The following is a 15212-nucleotide window of genomic DNA, read 5'->3' on the forward strand; positions in this document are numbered from 1 at the left end:
AAACCCATGTCTCTATGTGTTTAAAAAAAACTTTCAAAGAGCTTTGTCAAAGTTTATAGTACTGTAATTATACACAATTTTGTCATCTCGACGAAGGAGAGATCTCGGTAAGAAACGCCGCAAAGAATTAAGTTAATCAAAGGTACGAGTGCGATTTCTTATCTTCTTTAGCTTTGTCAAAGTTTCAAACTTTGACAAAGCTTTTGAATTTTAAGAAAAGCTATTTCAAATTTTCCATAAGAGTTTTCAAAAAAGCAATAACTGCCTTTTTTTCATATACTTCTTTCAGCGAAATCAGCATCGCAGTGCGCGTCATTTCTTTTCCTTTTATCGGAATTGCAAATAAATCTTTTTCGTTTTCGACTGTAGTTTTGGTTAAAATCGTATGCCATTTTCCAGTTTTGATTAATTCAAGTAAAGTTGGAATATCATTGATTTCAATCGTAACTTTCGGACTAAGATTATCTTTTTCAAAAGCTTTATTGATAAACTGAGTTGTGCTAAAACCGCTTGAAGGAAGCGCAAGCGGCAGCAAACTCACTTCTTCTAAAGAAATACTTTTTTTATGGATTAAAGGAGTTGCTGACGAAGTGACCAAAGCCATCGGCGAAGTAAATAATTCACGATATTTAAAATGCGCTTCGGCGGCAATTTCTTCAAAAGTCAGAATGACATCGAGTTCAAAATGATTGAGTTTTTGAATTAATTCCTGCGAAGTTCCAAAGACGATTTCGAATTGAATTTTCGGAAATTCAGAACTAAATAAAATTAAAGCTTTTGTAACCACATGCCGCAGTGCATACGTTACACCAATTGCAATTTTTCCCGCTTCGAGATTATTCAGATCTTTTAAAAGTTCGAAACCGTCAGAAGCTTTATTGACAGATTGCTGTGCGTAGACAGAAAATAAATCTCCAGCTTCTGTTAAAGTAATTCGTTTGCCAATTCTATTAAAAAGAGGAACTTGCAATTCATCTTCTAATTGTTTAATTTGTTGAGATAAAGTGCTTTGGCTGATGTGTAATGCCGATGCCGCTTCAGTAAAATTCAATAATTCCTTAGCTTTAAGAAAATATTTAAGCTGTCTGAGTTCCATTTGTAAATCGGTTTTATCGATTGATTTTATCGAAAAATACAGTTTTACAAATATAGAAATTATTAAGAACTTTGTATTGTTACAAAAATAGAGCAACAACAAGATGAAAATTATAGCCTTACAAGAAGGAAATTATATAGCAGATTCTAAAAAAGAATTTAAACTTATTACAGAACAAACAACCGATTCTGGACTTAAAATGGCAATTCAGCCTTTTTTGGTAATTACCGACAATGATGTTATTTTGCTCGATTTGGGTTTAGGATTTGTAAACGACGGAATTCCGTTTATTCATCAGATTCTTAGAAATAATAACATTGAACCCGAACAAATTACTAAAGTTTTAGTTTCGCATCTTCATAAAGATCATATTGAAGGAATTGGTTATTTTGAAAATGATAATTTCATTCCGAATTTCCCAAATGCAAAGATTTATATTCAAAGAAGAGAAATAGATTTTGCTTTAGAGCAAACTAACAATCCGTCTTACGTATTTGAAATATTGAAGCAGCTGGAAAAACTCCCAAACGTAGAATTTCTAAATTCTGACAGCGGCAATATTACAGATGAAATTTTCTATGAAGTTTCTGCAGGACATACCAAGTTCCACCAAGTTTTCTGGATAAAATCCCATGATGAAATTGTTTTTTATGGTGCCGATGATTTGCCTCAGAAAATATATTTAAAAATCCCCGTTGCCTACAAAACAGATTTTGACGGAAAACGAGCCATGGAATCTCGTAAAAAATGGGAACAGCAGGCAAAAGACGAAAACTGGAAAGTACTTTTGTATCATGATATGAAGACGCCGGTTTTAGAGTTTTAGTTTTTAAGTATTAAGAGAATAGAATTAAGTATTAAGACAATATGAGAGATTTAGCATCGATTCCAGCTTTGATTATTTACGGTTCGCTGGCGCCAGGCGAGTCCAACCACTCCGTTATGGATCCAATTAAAGGAGAATGGAAAAAAGCCACTATAAAAGGAAAACTGCAAGAAGGAGGCTGGGGTTCATCTTTAGGTTATAATGGATTTATTCCTGTAAGTTCTGAGGATGCTGAAACGATTAATTGTTATGTTCTTTTTTCAGAAGATCTGCCTGCAAATTGGGATTATTTAGATGAATTTGAAGGCGATGGCTACAGACGTATTCAAACAGAATATGAACTGGAAAATGATCAAAAGGGAATTGGGTTTATTTATGCTTTAAATGAATAAAAGGAAAATTCAGATTAAATTATTTAGTCTGAATTTTTTTTTAGCAGAAAACAACAAAAACAAAACGCTTCTTACTTTTTCTTCTAATGAAGAACGCAGGATGGAAAAAGCTTTAGTAATCTGAGCTTCAACCGTTTTTATAGAAACATTTAAATGTTCTGCAATTTCAATATTAGTCAGCCCTTCTTTTTTACTCAAAATGAAAACTTCCCTGCATTTTGGAGGAAGATTTTGAATCTCTTTATTTACAGCACTTAAAACTCTCTGAAAAGCTTCAGAATCATCTTCCTGAACAATTCCGTTTAAAGCGTCGTAATAAGATTTTTCTAGAGAAAATAGAGATTGATTTTTTCTATACAAATCTATAAACTCGTTGTAAGTCAATTTGTAAAGAAAACTTTTTAAAGCATGGTCAGATTTTAATCTCGTGCGCTGTTCCCAAACCTTAATAAAAACATTTTGTACAATGTCTTCGGCACTGTAAACATTTTTAACCAAGCTGTTTGCGTACACGCAAAGTTTATGATGATAAGTATCGATTAAATAAGTATATGCCATTTCATCTCCATTTCTGAGAGACTCAATTAGTATATCATTATCGTTGTAATCATCAATTTTCATAAAAACAAATATATAAATTAATAGTTTTTAGGGCTTATATTAGGATGGATTTGATGCAATTTCCCCACATTTTTGATTTTCTATTTGAAAATTATTACAAATAAAATGATCCAAAAATGCAAAGATAAAAACATTTACTCTTTTATCTCTATCAAATTAGTCGTGTTTATTGAAAGAAAAAACTTGTGAAAAGAAAAAAAATCATGAAAATGAAAAAAACTTTATCAAATTGTTAGGGTTTTGTTTTTTTGCTTCGTAATAATATTAAAAACAACTAAAATGACAGTGAAAAAATCAGAACGATTAATCGTTAAATTTATCACAAATCAGGCAAGTCAGGAAGAAATTGAGAAGCTGACGGAATGGTTAAAAGAGGATGAAAACAAAATTGTGTTTAAGGATTTTATAAAAACCAATTACGCGATAGACACTGTTATGAACACTTTTGATTCTACCGAAGTGAAAAAACAGCTTTCGCAAAGAATTCAAAAGGAAAATAATGTTTTTGGCAAAAGAAGATTTTCATCTTATTATAAATACGCAGCGATTTTAATTGTCGCTTTGGGAGGATTTTATTTTTATAAAAATTCAGAACCAGTACAGTCAAAACAAAATGTGGTGATTCCGAGAGAAGATGAAATTGTACTGCAGCTAGGAAATGATTCACAAACTCTTGATCCTAACGAAGCCAGAAATGTAACCGATAAAGATGGAAATGTAATTGGAAAACAAGAAAAAAACAGATTGGTTTATAATAAAGCTTATTCTGAAGGCAAACTGGTTTATAATATCATTAGAATTCCTTACGGTAAAAAGTTCGAAGTGCAATTATCAGACGGAACGCTGGTGCATTTAAATGCTGGAACATCGTTACGATATCCGCTTCAGTTTATCAAAAATAAAAATCGACAAGTGTATCTGCTGGGCGAAGCTTATTTTGAAGTCGAAAAAGATAAAACACATCCGTTTATAGTGAATACACAAAATATAAATGTTGAGGTTTTAGGAACTCAATTTAACGTAGATACGTATACTGAAAATATAAGTACTGATGTTGTTTTGGCAGAAGGAAAAGTATCGCTTTATAAAGATCAGAAAACTAGAGAAACCCCTGTTTACTTAAAACCAGGTGAAAAAGGTTCGGTTGTAAAAAATCATTCGGAGATAAAAATAGAGCAAGTCAATACAGATTATTATACAGCTTGGGTAAAAGGAAGTCTGGTGTTTAAAAATGCATCGTTTGAGGATATTATCAAAAAGCTGGAGCGTCATTATAATGTCACTTTTATAAACCGAAACAAAATTCTCGGGAAAGAAATTTTCAACGCCCGTTTTGATAATGAACCAATTGAAGTGGTGTTGAAATATTTCAGTGATAGTTATGCAATTGATTATATCATTGATAGAGATAGAATTACGATTAAGTAAGTTAGTTGTTAGTTGTTAGTTGTTAGTTGTTAGTTTGAATGTTAATACTCTAAAAATCTAAAATCTAAAATAAAAAAATCGCCTATGTAACAGAAATCCAAAAATGAAATGGATCGTTATTTATAAAAAAAAACCGGAAAATGCGCCAACATTTCCCGGTAGAGTAAATGCGGTCAGTTAATTAGCCAACCAACATAAAAAAAACATTTTAAAAGTATGAAAAAACTATTGAACAAAATCAGGTTCGACAAGCCTTTTTTGAAATTTGATTTGAAGATGAAATTGACCACATTATTTTTATTCACCGCCTTAACAATAATGCACGCCGGAACTACTTATTCGCAGAAAGCTAAAATTTCTTTTAGTGCAAATAATATGACTGTTGCAAAAGCTATTGAAAAGTTAGAATACACAACCAATTACAGATTTGTATATAATGTAAGATCTGTTGATCTAAACAGGATCATTACAATTAATGAGAGTAATGTTGCTATTGAGACACTCTTAAATACCATTTTTGGCAATACAGGAACCGATTATAAAGTTTCTGGAAACCATATTGTTTTAATGGCAAGAAAAGCTCCTGCAGAAAAAGCAACCGTAAAAGCGGAAGCAGACTTTATCGTAAAAGGACGCGTAACCGATGAAAAAGGCATGCCTTTAGTTGGCGCCGCAATTTCAGATAATGGTTCGGGTAGAGGAGTACAGACAGATTTTAATGGAGAATATCAAATTATCACGGTAGGCAGCGAAACTACTTTGGCATTTGCTTATTTAGGATATGTAAGACAAGAAATTAAAGTTGAAGGAAGAAGCGTTATAAATGTTGTTTTGAAAGAAGATGTTCTGGAATTAGAAGGCATAGTATTAAAAACAGGTTATCAGGAAATTACGGCTGAGAAAGCAACAGGATCTTTTTCTAGTTTAAAAGCAAAAGATTTTCAGGAGCAGCGTTTAAATAGTTTAGACAAAATTTTAGAAGGTCGTATTGTTGGGTATCAAGACGGAAAAATTCGTGGAACTACCTCTATGACAGGTGTAAGCGCCCCTTTATATGTTATTGATGGTTTTCCAGTAGAAAATACAAAATTAACTCCGTATGCTTCTATAGAAGAAAATCTGCCTAACCTGAATTTAGAAGATATTGAAACTATTACAGTTTTAAAAGATGCAGCAGCTTCTTCTATCTACGGTGCGCGCGCAGCAAATGGAGTGGTGGTTATTACAACTAAAAAAGCAAAAGCAGGAAAAACAAATATTTCATTTTCAAGTAATTTAACGGTTACGCCTTATAGAAATTATACTGGTAACCTTACCAGTTCTGCTGATATTATTGGTTTAGAAAAAGGATGGGCAGACGGAAACCCTAATTTGAAAACTGCTAATGCAAATACGTATGCACAGTCATTGTTAAATAATGCTGTATTTACAAGTTTAGGAATGCAGACTATTTTAAATGGTTATGCTGGAAATATTTCGCAGGCAGAAATGAATGGTCGTTTAGATCAACTTGGTTCTCAAGGTTATAAATACTACGATGATGTAGCAAGATATGCAAAACGCGATCAGTATTTTATGCAGCATAACCTTAGTTTAGGAAAAGCTACAGAAAGCAATTCATTTAATGCTTCTTTAACTTACAAAGACAATCAGCTTGAGGATATTTATTCTGAAAATGAAACAGTTGGTCTTAATTTAAAAAACTCCACTCAAATTAACAGCTGGTTATCTTTAGACTTAGGAACTTATGTTAATTATGGAAGAGGAGATACACAGAGTTATAATCCTATTAACACTTCTACAGGTATATTTAATGCGGGTTATAAACATCAGCCGTATAATCAGTTAGTTAATAATGATGGAACTAACTTTGTTTCTACACCAGAATCTCGCTACAATGCTTTCACGCTAAATTCTCTTAAAAACTACGGTCTTTATGATATGAATATTACGCCAATGGATGAGTTGGGGAGAAATTTAATTGAAAGTAAAAATTTCCTGAACAGAACTTATGCAAAGTTTAATGTGAAATTTAGTCATGCATTTACATATGATGCTATGTTCCAATACGAATTTGGTTCAGATCGTGCCAACCAGCTGTTTGATAAAGATTCATACTATGTAAGAAGTAAAGTAAATGGTATGGTGACACTTGCCAATAACAGAGCAGTTTATAATTTGCCTTACGGCGATATTGTAAAAAATACAGAACAGATTACAAATGCATATAATTTCCGCCAGCAGTTAAATTTCAATCAAACTTTTAACGACAAGCATGATGTGTCTGCTATTGCAGGTATGGAAATTCGTCACACTAAGTTACAATTTAATACCAATACTCGTTATGGATATGATGCTCAGACTTTAGGATTTGCAACAGTAAACCAGACAGATCTTCTTAAAGTGTACGGTAGTATTTTTAGCGGCTACATGATACAAGACGAATTTTCATTAGAAAAAGAATTATTAAACCGTTATGTTTCTGTTTATGGAACGGGAGGATATACTTATGATAAAAAGTATTCAGTATCAGGAAGTTTAAGATGGGATCGTTCTAACCTTTGGGGAACAGACAGCGAATATCAAAATAAGCCCACATGGTCAGCTGGAGCTGCATGGAATATCGATAAAGAATCATTTTTTACTGCTTCATGGATAGATGCACTTAAAGTTCGTGCTTCTTATGGTATTGGAGGAAATATTGCGAAAGACTCTGCTCCTTATTTAACAGCTTATTACAATTCTAATCCAAATGTTGGAGGAAATCAGGGAACTGTTCGATCAAGACCAAATCCAGAATTATCTTGGGAGAAAACTACAACAACTAACATTGGTTTAGATTTCTCATTCTTCAAAAACAGATTAGGAGGAACTCTGGATCTTTATAACAAAAAAGGAGAAAATTTATTAGCGAGCAGTCAAGGAATTCCAACAGAAGGATGGGGGTATTCAACTTATAAAATCAATAACGGAGAAATGACTAACAAAGGTATCGAAGTTAGTTTAAGAGGAACAATTGTGAAAACACCTTCATTCTCTTGGGACGCAGCTGTTTTATATGCGAACAACAAAAACAATGTCGATTATGTAAATGTAAAAGCGCCGGTTTATTACCTGCAGATAGATCAAGCACAATCTTTTCCGAGAGTAGGTACCAACTTTAATTCTATTTATGGTTATAAATGGGCAGGACTAAGCGCAACAGGAATTCCTCAAGTTTATGATGCTTCAGGAGCTGCAGTAAAATACAATCCGGGACAATTAGAAGCAATCGAAGATTATGGTTCAACAGTTCCTATACACAGCGGTTCTTTCCATACTTCTGCAAATTATAAAAACTTCTCGCTGTCGGCTCTTTTCATTTATGAGTTAGGACATAAAGTAAGAAATACATTCCTGCCAATGTTATCCAACAATTATAATGGAGCAGCTGGAGGTTACGTAACAGATATCACTGTAGTAAATAATCATATTGCAGACCGTTGGATGCAGCCTGGTGATGAGGCTTTTACCAATGTGCCAAGAGCTGTTTATGAGTATGATCCAGAATTTAATTCAGATTCTCGTACTATTTATTCGTATGTAGATATTAATATTTTGGATGCTTCAAACTTGAGATTGAGCAACATTTCATTGGCTTATCAAATGCCAAAAGACCTTATTAAAAGAGCAAAATTAGATGGTGTACGTTTTAACTTGAACGCAGAAAACGTTTACACCTTCGCTAAAAGCAGAGACGCGAAGTTCCTTCTAGGCGGTTTCACATCTCCAAGTTTTGTTTTGGGTGTAAATGTTAATTTCTAATTTATAAAGACTAGACGATGAAAAATATATATAAAAAAGCAGCCTTTTTATTAGCTTTAGGATTGACTTTTGCTTCTTGCGAAAATTATTTGGATGATGTTCCAAAAGGATCAAAATCGCCAACAACATTAGCAGATTATGAAGCTTTTTTACGTGACGAATACACAAACCACAGAGTAAATATAATTGGCGCTTCACTATTACTAAACGACCAATATGCAACTCTAGCTACTTTATCAAGCGATAGATTGACTAATGCTAATTACATGTGGGATGAAAATGCCGACCGTATTGCATTGAAAGTATCTGATGAAACGACTTTTTACGCAAGTTATCAAGGAATTTCAACCTTTAATTTACTTATCGAGAGTGTTCTAAATTCAACTAAAGCTACAGAAGAAGAAAAAAGAGTGGTTTGGGCAGAAGCAAAAGTACTGCGTGCCATGAACTATTTTAATTTGGTTAATTTTTATGCAGATACTTATGTCGCTTCTACAGCTGCTACAAAATTATCAGTTCCGTTAATTACCAGTGCCAATATAAATGCGCCAAGCAAGCAGGTAACCATTCAAGAATTGTATGATTTTATTTTGAATGATGTTAAAGAAGCACTTCCTTATCTGCCTAAAGTTTCACAAACAGCTTTACATCCAAATTTAGGCACTGGATATGCATTTTATTCAAGAGTTTATCTGCAAATGAATAATTACACAGAAGCCTTAAAATATGCAGACTTAGCATTGGCAGAAAACAATAAATTGTACGATTGGGTTGGATATTACAATACCAATAAAGCAATTATTGATGTTCCAAATTCATATACTGCGACAACTTCTCCTATGGGATTTAATTATGTAGAAAATTATAATTATCGTCATGGTATTACAAATAATTTATCTACAGAAAATAGTATTCCAGTAGAGCGCGCGCAGCGTTTTGAAACTGGCGATGCCCGTTTTATTTCTCGTTGGAAAATCTACACTGTTGGTGCAGAAACGTATTACAGAAGAACGTTATCTGGCTTTTTTAACTTAGGAGGAATTACAACTGTAGAAATTTATTTGATTAAAGCAGAATGTCTGGCGCGTGCAGGGCAGATCAGTGACGCTTTAGGTGTTTTAAATACGGTTCGTAAAACGCGTATTCTTCCAGCTTCTTATCAGGATATTTCAACTACAGATCAGGCGACTGCACTAAGAGCTATTTACAGAACAAAAAATAATGAACTTGTTAATACGTTGATTCCTTTTGCAGACGCACGCCGTTTAAATGCAGAAGGTGTTTATAAAGTAAGTTTTACTAAAACTGCCAACGGAAATACGTATACTTTATCATCAGATTCTCATTTATGGACAATGCCATTTCCACAGGGAGCAACGCAAAATCCAGGAAACGGAACGATAACTCAAAATGTAGATAAATAAAAATCCAAAAGCTTCCTGAATAGGATTCCGAAAAGGAAGCTTTTTTAACATCAATCAAAAATGAATACAATTAAATATAAAATAGTAGGATTGTGTATCTGCTTGTTTATGATTTCAAACAGTACGAGGGCACAAAAGAAAAAAACGACTGCACCAGCTGCAGCTTCTTACAACATTGAAGGAATTATTACCGGCGTGGCAGATGGAACAACTGTAAAATTAATTCCTGGTGCAACGCATTCTTCTGAATTGCCTGTTGCAGAGACAACTCTGAAAGAAGGTAAATTTAACTTTACAGGAAAACTAAACGAACCGCGTTTTTTTTATATCGTCTTTGGAAAAAGTAAAGGCTTTATTCCTTTAATCGTTGAAAATTCTAAGATAAAAGTTTCGGCAGATGGAGAAGTTTCAAAAAATGAAGATGAAAGAATTACATTTAAAAATGAAGTTATTTCAGGTTCTAAATCAAATGATTACTATCAAAAAGAAACTGCTTTTAAAGAAGATTTGAATAAAGATTACGCAGATTATCATAAAGGAACCGAAGAGCTTTCAAAATTATATTCAAAAGCCAGAACTACAGGCGACAAAAAAGTAATGGATTCTATTGCAAATTCTCCAGAATGGAAAGATTTTGAAGTAAAAGAAAAAGCGTTTTTTACCAAAGTAGAAAAAACAACAGTCGATCTTATTGCAAAGCATAAAACAACTTGGTGGGGACCATTTTTTATGATGACGCAGTTTAGTTATTTTACGCCAGATCAAAAACCGCTTTTCGAACAATTTTCAGAAACGGCAAAGAAAAGTTATTACGGACAATTGGTAGACAAAGATTTGAACCCGAAAACATTGGTAGGGACAAGTGTTGCTAATTTTGGGTTAAAAGATAAAGATGGAAAGGCGTATACAGCTAAAGAAATTACAGCAGGAAAAAAATACATTCTAATTGACTTTTGGGCTTCTTGGTGCGGTCCGTGCCGTAAAGAAATCCCAAACCTAAAAACCGCTTATTCAGAATATGCGGATAAAGGATTTGAAATTTTAAGTATTTCAATTGATAAAGATGAAAAAGCTTGGCAGAAAGCATTAGGAATGGAAAATATGCCATGGCACAATCTTCTAGACGATGATAAAGTAAGTAAATCATTTAATGTAAAAACAATTCCGGCGACTTATTTAGTAGATAGTAAAGGTGTAATTATCAGCGATAATTTAAGAGGTGCAGAATTGGAAGCAAAATTAAAAGAGCTTTTGAAATCTTAATTTTTAGGAATTAAAAATTGAGATTTAAAAACACTTTAATGAGAAGTTTAAATTATGTTTGTTTTAATAAATGAAATGTCTTTTTTAAAGCTTACAATATCTATGATTCTATGTATTTAAATTAAAAAATAACAACAAAAGAAATAACATGAAAAGTACAATCTTAAAATCAGGTTTGACTGCTCTGGCTTTGATAACCGCACTTTCTTCTTGTTCCAAAAAAGAAGGATTTACGATCAATGGTACAATCGCAGGATTAGATAAAGGGATGGTTTATCTGGAAAACACAGATGAAAAAGGAAATAAGAAAATAACCGATTCAGCACAAATTAGTCCTGAAGGAGCTTTTGCTTTTACGGGAAAAGTTTCAGAACCGCTTTTACATACCATTAAATTAAAAGGAGAAGAATATGGTGCTTTTTTCCTTTTAGATAATGATGAAATAAAATTTGAAGCTAAAAAAGATTCTATTTTTAAAGCTAAAATTACTGGGACATTACAAAATGATGTATACAAATCATATTATGATAATGAATTTAAAAAAATTCAGAATATCGCCGGACCAATCTATAAATTATCTGATTCATTACAGCAAAACGGAAAAGTAAAATTAACAGCAGAACAGCAAACGATGATGGATAAAAAGTGGAAAGATCTTGCCGCTTTCGCTGATGATTTAACTGATAAGTTTATCCGAAAAAATAAAGATAAAATAGCTGCCGCTTTAGTAATTAATGATCGAATTGTTTCGTACGGAACACCACAACAAGTCAAAACATATTATGCTGTATTATCACCAGAAGTACAGCAATCGGTTTATGGAAAACAGTTAAAAGAAGCCATCGATCTTAATGATAAAACGGCAATTGGCGTTACTGCTCCAGAATTTTCTCAAACAGATATAAACGGAAAAGTCGTTAAATTGTCTGATTATAAAGGGAAATATGTTTTAGTAGACTTTTGGGCAAGCTGGTGCGGTCCATGCCGAAAAGAAAATCCGAATGTGGTTTTGGCTTACAAAACTTACCACGATAAAGGATTTGATGTTTTGGGAGTTTCTCTAGACGATAAAAAGAAACTTTGGGAAAAAGCGATTGAAAGAGATGGATTAACATGGACTCATGTTTCAGATTTAAAAGGCTGGCAGAATGAAGCTGCAGTTTTATACGGTGTAAAAATGGTTCCAACCAATTACTTAATTGGACCTGACGGAAAAATTGTTGCCAAAAACTTGAGAGAAGCAGAACTACAATCGAAATTAAAGGAAATCTTCAGTAAATCTTAAATCAGTTTTGAGTTTCAGTTTACAGAAAAACTGCGGCTCAAAACTACAAAAAAACATCAAATAGAATGAAAAAACACATCTTTCTGGGCTTTTGCTCATTTGCATTCTGTACATTAGTATCGGCGCAGAATAAATCGGTCAATTTTAAGAAAATTAAAGAACTAGGCGGTATAGAAGAATATTTATACCAGCCAAACGGAATGAACATATTACTGCTTCAGGACAACGCTTCGCCAGTTGCTACGGTGCAGATTGTATATCGTGTTGGTTCAAAACATGAAGTTTTAGGAAACACCGGATCAACGCATCTTTTAGAACATTTAATGTTTAAAGGAACTCCGACTTTCAACAAAAAAAATGGAAATACAATTACTGATGTTCTTCAAAACACAGGTGCGCAGTTAAATGCGACAACTTGGTATGACCGTACGAATTATTTTGAAACACTTCCGAGTGATAAAATCGAATTGGCAATTCAGATCGAAGCCGACAGAATGCGTAATTCATTATTAACAAAAGAAGATAAAGATGCAGAAATGACTGTTGTGCGCAACGAATTTGAACGTGGCGAAAACAATCCGAATGCATTGCTAGATAAAGAAATCTGGGCTTCGGCTTACATTGCACATCCGTATCATCATTCAACTATCGGATGGAAATCAGATATTGAAAAAGCACCTATCGAAGTTTTAAAAAACTTTTATAATACTTATTACTGGCCTGATAATGCAACTTTGACAATTATTGGAGATTTCAAAAAAGAAAATGTTTTTGAATTAATCGAAAAGTATTTTGGTAAAATTACAAAAGCGCCTAAAGAAATGCCTCAGCCTTATACAGAAGAGCCTCAGCAGTATGGAGCGCGTAAAATTGTGGTAAAAAAACCGGGTGAGTTGGGTGTTGTCAATAAAGCCTATAAAATTCCTGGCGCTCTGCACGAGGATCTTCCAGCTCTAAATATTTTGGCCCAAATTATTGGTTCTGGTCCGTCAGCAATTTTAAGTAAAACTTTCGTTGATACGCGTTTAGGAATTTACGCTAGTGCACGTGCTACTAATTTTAAAGAAGTGGGACTTTTTACTATTGCCGTTGGATTTCCAACAACTTCTAAACACGAAGATATTGATGCGAAAATTAGCGAAGTGGTGGCTAAAATTCAAAAAGAAGGCGTAACTCAGGATGAGGTAAATAGAGTTGTAGCGAAAATCAGTGCACAAACTATTTTAGCACGCGATGGTTCTGGGGTGATTGCATCAGCATTAAATGAAGCAATCGCTTCTGGCGACTGGACAGATTATATTACGGGAGTTGACAGGCTTAAAAAAGTTACTCCTGCAGATGTTTTGCGTGTAGCACAGCAATATTTAGTTGAAGATCAAAGTACGACCGGGTATTTTATTCCGAAGCAGGCTGGTTCTCAAAATACTGCGACTGTTAAAGCCAGCAATTTCACAGAAGAAAATGGTCCGTTTTATTACAGACATTCTGAAGATGGACATTTACATGAAGAACGTGCAGTTAATCCAGCTTCAATAAAAAATACTTTAGAAGAAATCACTTCTGCAGAAAGTGTAATCGAGAAAACAGCTTCTGCTTTTAAAAGAGAAAAAGTAGCAGGAATTGACGTAGTTTCGGTAAAAACTTCAGCAAAAGATTTCGTTACCGTTGCCGCAAGTATTTCATTAGGAAATTATGCCAGCGAAACTAAAAATGATATTATTCCAGCGCTTACTGCCTCAATGTTGTCAAAAGGAACAACTTTAAATGATAAGTTTAAATTTTCTGAAAAGCTTCAAAAATTAGGAGTTAACTTAAATGTGAACGCTTCAACTTTTAAAATAAATATCGGATTTAAATGTTTGAAAAAGGATTTAGATCAAGTAGTCGCTTTATTGGCAGAAGAATTAAGAAATCCGTTGTTTGATGCCAAAGAGTTTGAGAATTTAAAACAACAGTTTATTGGAAATACACAACAAGATTTAAATGATCCTGGAGCGAGAGGAGATATTGCTTTATCTCAAGCGATTTATCCAAAAACGAATCCAAATTATAGTTTGAGTGTTGAGGATAATATTGCTAATATTAAAAATGCAACTTTAGATGAGGTTAAAGCTTTTCACAAAAAGTATTTTGGTACAGCATCGATGCGTTTGGTAATTGTGGGAGATACTGATGGCGCGAATTTGAATGCGTCATTAAAAAAATCATTCAAAAATTGGAACGGTGGTGTTACCGAAAAATTAAAATTTGAAGAAGCTTCGAAATCTGCTGCAAAAACAGAAGTAGTTACAATTCCGGAGAAACCAAGTGCAGAATTGTACATAGGACAGTTTACAGGATTAAAAAGAGCTGATGCAGATTATATTCCGTTTTTTATTGGAAATTATACTTTGGGAGCTGGTTTTGCAGGACGTTTAATGCAGACGGTTCGTGATAATGACGGACTTACATACAGTATTTCATCTGGTTTAGGAGGAAATATAGAAACTGGCGGATATTGGTTTGTAAACGCTTCTTTCAACCCAAATTTATTTCAAAAAGGTCTGGATGCCACAATGATTCAGGTAGACAAATGGGTGAACAACGGAATTACAGCCGAGGAATTAGAAAACAAGAAAACCAACTTGATAGGCAGTTTTAAAGTTGGAATGTCAACTACAAACGGAATGGCAAGAACGATTTTAAGTTTTATCGAAAGAGGTTTAGAACCAAACTATATCGAGCAATATCCAAATGACATTCAAAAAGCAACTTTGCAGCAAGTAAACGATGCGATTAAGAAATATGTTCAACTGGATAAAATGATTATCGTCAAATCTGGTTCTCTTGACCAAAGCGGGAACCCTTTGAAGTAGTTTTTAGCGGCAGTTTTCGGTCTCAGTTTTCAGCTAATAACCAAACTGTAAACTGAGACTGTAAACTGCGACTAAAATAATCAATCAGTAATCGTCTTTCAATATTTCATTTTAGAATCTGAATTAGTAAGCCATTTTCTATGAAAGACCTTTTAAGAGCTGTCGGCAAGCAGCTCTTTTTTATTTATATTCAAAACTCTTTTTCCAGCACTTGCAAA

The 15212-nt window shown here is 33.5% G+C and carries 10 protein-coding genes; 8 read left to right on the forward strand and 2 right to left on the reverse strand.

Translation table 11 applies throughout. The features are described from left to right. Positions 1-220 precede the first annotated feature (220 nt). Positions 221-1096 (reverse strand): LysR substrate-binding domain-containing protein, encoded by an 876-nt coding sequence (locus tag HYN86_RS09645; protein ID WP_113677824.1) that lies wholly within the window; start codon positions 1094-1096, stop codon positions 221-223. Positions 1097-1199: 103 nt separating this feature from the next. Between HYN86_RS09645 and HYN86_RS09650 the strand changes: the two genes are divergently transcribed. Then, the gene (locus HYN86_RS09650; RefSeq protein WP_113677825.1) at positions 1200-1922 is read left to right on the forward strand and encodes an MBL fold metallo-hydrolase; all 723 of its coding nucleotides are present in this window, start codon (positions 1200-1202) and stop codon (positions 1920-1922) included. A gap of 41 nt (positions 1923-1963) precedes the next feature. After that, positions 1964-2314, forward strand: a complete 351-nt coding sequence (locus HYN86_RS09655) for a gamma-glutamylcyclotransferase family protein (protein WP_113677826.1) — start codon at positions 1964-1966, stop codon at positions 2312-2314. Positions 2315-2323: 9 nt separating this feature from the next. On the opposite strand, the gene HYN86_RS09660 is transcribed toward HYN86_RS09655, so the two are convergent. Then, positions 2324-2935 carry an RNA polymerase sigma factor gene (locus HYN86_RS09660; protein WP_113677827.1) on the reverse strand — a complete coding sequence of 204 codons (612 nt, stop codon included), beginning with the start codon at positions 2933-2935 and terminating at the stop codon, positions 2324-2326. 279 nt (positions 2936-3214) lie between these two features. Between HYN86_RS09660 and HYN86_RS09665 the strand changes: the two genes are divergently transcribed. The 6 genes from HYN86_RS09665 to HYN86_RS09690 all read left to right on the forward strand — a co-directional run bounded on the left by HYN86_RS09665 (position 3215) and on the right by HYN86_RS09690 (position 14994). Continuing rightward, positions 3215-4363, forward strand: coding sequence for a FecR family protein (locus HYN86_RS09665; protein WP_113677828.1), 1149 nt, complete (start codon positions 3215-3217; stop codon positions 4361-4363). A 216-nt stretch (positions 4364-4579) separates the two neighbouring features. Continuing rightward, the gene (locus HYN86_RS09670; protein WP_113677829.1) at positions 4580-8167 is read left to right on the forward strand and encodes a SusC/RagA family TonB-linked outer membrane protein; all 3588 of its coding nucleotides are present in this window, start codon (positions 4580-4582) and stop codon (positions 8165-8167) included. A 17-nt stretch (positions 8168-8184) separates the two neighbouring features. Continuing rightward, positions 8185-9591, forward strand: a complete 1407-nt coding sequence (locus HYN86_RS09675) for a RagB/SusD family nutrient uptake outer membrane protein (RefSeq protein ID WP_113677830.1) — start codon at positions 8185-8187, stop codon at positions 9589-9591. Between the two features lie 60 nt (positions 9592-9651). Next, positions 9652-10854 carry a TlpA disulfide reductase family protein gene (locus HYN86_RS09680; protein ID WP_113677831.1) on the forward strand — a complete coding sequence of 401 codons (1203 nt, stop codon included), beginning with the start codon at positions 9652-9654 and terminating at the stop codon, positions 10852-10854. Between the two features lie 148 nt (positions 10855-11002). Next, the gene (locus HYN86_RS09685) at positions 11003-12139 is read left to right on the forward strand and encodes a TlpA disulfide reductase family protein (RefSeq protein ID WP_113677832.1); all 1137 of its coding nucleotides are present in this window, start codon (positions 11003-11005) and stop codon (positions 12137-12139) included. 65 nt (positions 12140-12204) lie between these two features. Next, on the forward strand, positions 12205-14994 hold the full coding sequence (locus HYN86_RS09690) for a M16 family metallopeptidase (RefSeq protein WP_113677833.1): 2790 nt from the start codon (positions 12205-12207) through the stop codon (positions 14992-14994). The last annotated feature ends 218 nt before the right edge of the window (positions 14995-15212 follow it).

The sequence above is a fragment of the Flavobacterium fluviale genome (assembly GCF_003312915.1).
In the GTDB taxonomy this organism is placed as follows: domain Bacteria; phylum Bacteroidota; class Bacteroidia; order Flavobacteriales; family Flavobacteriaceae; genus Flavobacterium; species Flavobacterium fluviale.